The organism is Pseudorhodobacter sp. (genome assembly GCF_030452865.1).
Taxonomy (GTDB): Bacteria; Pseudomonadota; Alphaproteobacteria; order Rhodobacterales; family Rhodobacteraceae; genus Pseudorhodobacter.
Window position 1 is genome coordinate 1 of record NZ_JAKDLJ010000289.1, and the last position, 4,831, is coordinate 4,831.

The window sequence follows — 4,831 nt, forward strand, 5'->3', positions numbered from 1 at the left end:
TTCAACCCTTCGGTGACAAAGGCTTGCAGGATATGGCTTTCCACTGGCAAACGCATGCCCGCCATTGCCGCCACCTGCCCCGACCGCCCCGCCGCAACCATGCCGACCTTTTTCGCTTTGATCGCCCCTCGCGTGGTTTGCACCCCCGTAACCCGGCCATTCTCAATGTCTATCCCGGTGACTTCGCAGTTCTGGATCAAGTCCACGCCGCGCATATCCGCGCCGCGCGCGTAGCCCCAGGCAACCGCATCATGGCGCGCCGTGCCACCACGCGGATGAAACAGCCCGCCATAGATCGGGAAGCGGGTCTGCTCGAAATCCAGATAGGGCAGGATTTCCCGTACCCCTTCACGGTCGAGCAGGATTGCATCATCGCCCTGGTTGATCATCGAATTGCCACGTCGGGCGAAAGCATCGCGCTGACCATCGGAATGGAACAGGTTGATCAACCCGCGCTGACTGTGCATGACGTTGTAATTCAACTCCGCCTCCAGCCCTTCCCACAGCTTCAGGGAATGGCTGTAAAATTCTGAATTGCCTTGCAGAAAATAGTTTGCGCGTACAATCGTCGTATTCCGCCCGATATTGCCGGAGCCGATATAACCCTTTTCCAGCACAGCGATATTGGTCAGCCCGTGGTTTTTCGCCAGATAGAACGCGGTTGCCAAGCCGTGCCCACCGCCGCCGATGATCACGGCATCATATTCCGGCTTCGGGGACGGATCGCGCCAGGCAGGTTTCCACCCTTTGTTGCCAAACAGCCCTTCGGTAAAGACCTTCAACCCAGAATAGCGCATCCCGCCCCCTTACATCGTCGCCAGCCCCCTCGCCGCGCGCATTGGCGAAGTGAACCGTTTTCCTGCGCCATATTCAAGAAGTGACAGGACTTTCCTTCACCCGTTGCGACAAATTCGGTCGCAAACGGCCAAGCCTTCGCTGTGCCATAGAGGCTTGTCGGGAACGTGATGAAACTTTCGGCCCCGGATGCCGTAGCTTGGGTATCAGTTAAAGGAGATCATCATGCAAACGCGCCGTATCTTTCTGACCACCACATTGGCCGCAACCGGACTTGCCGCCCTGCCCTTGCGCGCCGCAGAATTTGAAATCACCCTTACCGACGCCGAATGGAAAAAACGTCTGACGCCTGCGCAATTCGCGGTCCTTCGACAGGATGTCACTGAAAAGGCGTTTTCCAACACGTTGATGGGGGAGAAGTCGCCGCTGCTGAAAGAAGCAAGGAGCGGCACCTACCATTGTGCGGGCTGCGATCTGCCCGTCTATCCGTCGAAGACCAAATTCGACAGCGGCACCGGCTGGCCCAGCTTTTACGCCTCGCTCCCTGATGCGGTCGGCACCAAGGAAGACAGCACGCTTTTCACCACGCGGCTTGAAGTTCATTGCCGTCGTTGTGGCGGGCATCTGGGCCATATCTTCAACGACGGACCAAAGCCGACTGGTAAGCGCCACTGCCTGAACGGTCTGGCAATGACCTTCACCGCCGCTTGATCTTTTCACGCAGCTTCAACGCAAAAGGGGCCGGATAGCCCGGCCCGTTTTGTCTTTTTCAAACCTGTCACAAACCCTTGGATTGATAGGCAGCGGCGACGCGGCTGATTGACACGATATATGCCGCGACCCGCAAATCCTCTACGTCATTGCGGCCATGCCACACCTCACGCATCGCCTGATAGGCCGAACGCATGGTGTCATCGAGCCCGGACCGCACCAGTTCCAACTCCCCCGCGCCCTTCAGATATTTGTCCTTGAAATTCGGCGACATGGTCCAGCCAAGTCCCTTGTCAGCAGACAGCTTTTCAAGTTCGTTCACCAAAAGAATATGCCGCGACTCCTCGGCGCGCCGCTGCATGCGGCCAAAGCGGATATGGCTCAGGTTCTTGACCCATTCGAAGTACGAAACCGTCACGCCACCCGCGTTGGCATACATATCGGGGATGATGATGACGCCTTTCTTGCGCAAAATTTCATCCGCGCCGTAAGTCACGGGGCCGTTTGCTGCTTCCACCAGCAACTTGCAACTGATCCGCGCGGCGTTGGTCAGGTTGATCACCCCTTCCATCGCGGCCGGAATCAGAATGTCGCAATCCTTTTCGAGGACCGCCGCACCATCAATGACGTATTCGCCACCCGAGAAGCCTTTGACCGAACCGGTCTTGGTGATCCACTGGCGCAGTTCTTCAATCGCCACGCCTTTGTCATTGATGATGGCACCGTCATGTTCGATCACGGCCGTAATTACGGCACCATCCTCCTCCGAGAGGAATTTCGCGGCGTGATAGCCCACATTGCCAAGCCCCTGCACGATGACACGCTTGCCCTCCACCCCGCCAGAGAGTTTGGCAAGCGCCTTGTCATCCTCATGCCGGAAGAATTCGTGAATCGCGTATTGCACGCCGCGCCCCGTCGCCTCGACCCGGCCCTGAATCCCGCCGGCATGCGGCGGTTTGCCAGTGACGCAGGCCTTGCCGTTGATGTCGGATGTGTTCATCCGCGCATATTGATCGGCGATCCAAGCCATTTCGCGCGCGCCGGTGCCCATGTCGGGCGCAGGCACGTTTTGCGCCGGGTGGATCAGGTCGCGCTTGATCAGCTCATAAGCAAAGCGCCGGGTAATCTGCTCCAGCTCATTCTCCTCCCATGCACGGGGGTCAATGCAAAGCCCACCTTTGGAGCCACCAAACGGCGTTTCCACCAAGGCGCATTTATACGTCATTAGTGCCGCAAGCGCCTCCACCTCGTCCTGGTTCACCGAAAGCGCATAGCGGATACCGCCTTTGACCGGTTCCATATGTTCGGAATGGACCGAGCGATAGCCAGTGAAGGTTTCGATCTTGCCGCGCAACCGGACCCCGAAACGCACGGTATAGGTAGAGTTGCAGACCTGAATCTTTTGCTGCAAGCCGGGGCTTAGATCCATCAGCGCCGTGGCACGGTTGAACATAAGATCGACAGAGTCGCGAAAGCTTGGTTCGCCTGCAATTTTCATGGTATTTTCTCCCACTGGGCCGCACCAAGGTCGGTCCGGCAACTTGCGCCACATTTGGCATCAATATCGCGACCCTAGCCGATCCTGCTTGCGTGTTCACCACAAAAAGCACCCTAGCGGGTAAAATCTGGCCCCCGGCGCGCCTCGTGGGGACAGCCGGGCAGCAGCTCCGGGACGGACCTTTCCCTCCAGAACCGGATTGGGGCGCAGCAAACCGGAGCTGTGATTCGAATCTGCGTAGAATCGGTCCCGCGTCATTAACCATGCGTCCAGTTTTCAACACCGCCACGCCAAATTTCCAAGGCGTTTGTAGGCACTGCGGAAACAATGCGCCGGGATCAGCCCCAGCGTTTCCGGTGAGGTCGATTTACCGGTGATTGCCGTTAACAGCGCCACATTTTCGCCGCAACTCGCAGGCCAATTGGCAGATGGGAAAGGGTGTGTTGCGTCCGGCGATCACGCTTTCGGCCACGATTATGAACCAAGGCAGTCCGGGCGCATCGAAACGAGGAAGTTATTATGGTTATTCAGTACGAGCCAGAAACCACAAATACAAAGCGTCAGGCGCAGTCCCGCTTTCAGCGATGCGCAAAACGCTACTCCGTTGCTGCGTTTGCCAGGGATGAAGAAGGCTCGCTGGTCATCCTGACACTTGCGTTGGTCCTGCTTCTTGCCGGGGTTTGCGGGCTTGCGGTGGATGTGATGCGCTTTGAGCAGCGTCGTACCGACCTGCAACAGACCCTTGACCGGTCGGTCCTTGCAGCGGCTTCCCTTTCGCAACGCCTCAACTCCAAAGCTGTCGTCACCGATTATTTCGTGAAGGCGGGGCTGGGTGATCAACTGGGGGATGTCGAGGTTGACGACACATCGGCAAACTACCGCATGGTCACCGCCAGCGCGACATCCAGATTGACACCATTCTTCATGCAACTGGTGCATGTCGGCGAATTGGAGGCTTCGGGGACAGCCACTGCCGAACAACATATTTCGAATGTGGAAGTGTCGCTTGTTCTGGATATTTCCGGCTCCATGCGCGGTTCGCGGATCAACAACCTTCGCCCCGCCGCAAAGGAATTCGTGACCACCGTATTGGCCATGTCCGAGAAAAGCCGCGTGTCGATGTCCATCATCCCCTATAACGCGCAGGTGAATATCGGTCGCCCGATGCTGAACGAATTCAATGTCGACACATTTCAGGATAGTTCGTCCTGCATCGAGCTGGACGATTCCGCGTTCACGACGGTTGACCTGAGCACGTCTGCACCGCTCAAGCAGAATTCCCACTTTGACCCCTACAACAACACCAACAACCAGAACAACCTGGAACGGAATTGCCCGCCGCAGGCCGGCAATACCGTGACACCACTGACCGACAATGAGAACCAACTCAACACCGCGATCGACAATCTGGTTGCTTACGGCAACACCTCTATCGACGTTGGCGTAAAATGGGGCGCCTATTTGCTGAACCGCAATTCAAACCCTGTCATTCAAGGGCTTGCTGCGGGAAATATCGTTCCCGCAAAATTCGCCAATCGCCCGCTGGATGCAGCGACGGAGGAAGTGCTGAAAGTTCTGGTTGTGATGACTGACGGCGAAAATACCACCGAGTACAAGATCAATGACCCCTATAATCAGGGTACATCCAATATCTACCGCGCAGGGAATGGCCGCGTCTCCGTCTACTTCGACCGCGCGGGCGACAAGGATTATTACTGGCCGCGCAACAAGACCTGGAACAAGACGCGTGATGGTGGCGATGACGTATCCACGGTTCTGACTTGGCCCGAGGTCTGGGACCGTTACTCCGTCACCTATGTTGCGACC

At 57.1% G+C, this 4,831-nt stretch carries 4 protein-coding genes; 2 read left to right on the plus strand and 2 right to left on the minus strand.

Annotated elements, in window-relative coordinates; genetic code table 11:
- Positions 1-797, minus strand: a 797-nt coding sequence (locus tag L0H65_RS14720) for an FAD-dependent oxidoreductase (protein ID WP_301459800.1), incomplete at its 3' end; no start/stop codon positions are given.
- A 223-nt stretch (positions 798-1,020) separates the two neighbouring features.
- Between L0H65_RS14720 and msrB the strand changes: the two genes are divergently transcribed.
- The gene (msrB, locus tag L0H65_RS14725; RefSeq protein ID WP_301459801.1) at positions 1,021-1,506 is read left to right on the plus strand and encodes a peptide-methionine (R)-S-oxide reductase MsrB; all 486 of its coding nucleotides are present in this window, start codon (positions 1,021-1,023) and stop codon (positions 1,504-1,506) included.
- A gap of 67 nt (positions 1,507-1,573) precedes the next feature.
- Here the strand turns inward: msrB and L0H65_RS14730 are convergent, their stop codons facing one another.
- On the minus strand, positions 1,574-3,004 hold the full coding sequence (locus L0H65_RS14730) for a Glu/Leu/Phe/Val dehydrogenase (protein ID WP_301459802.1): 1,431 nt from the start codon (positions 3,002-3,004) through the stop codon (positions 1,574-1,576).
- A gap of 519 nt (positions 3,005-3,523) precedes the next feature.
- On the opposite strand from L0H65_RS14730, the gene L0H65_RS14735 reads away from it, so the two are divergent.
- On the plus strand, positions 3,524-4,831 hold a 1,308-nt coding region (locus tag L0H65_RS14735), incomplete at its 3' end, for a VWA domain-containing protein (RefSeq protein ID WP_301459803.1).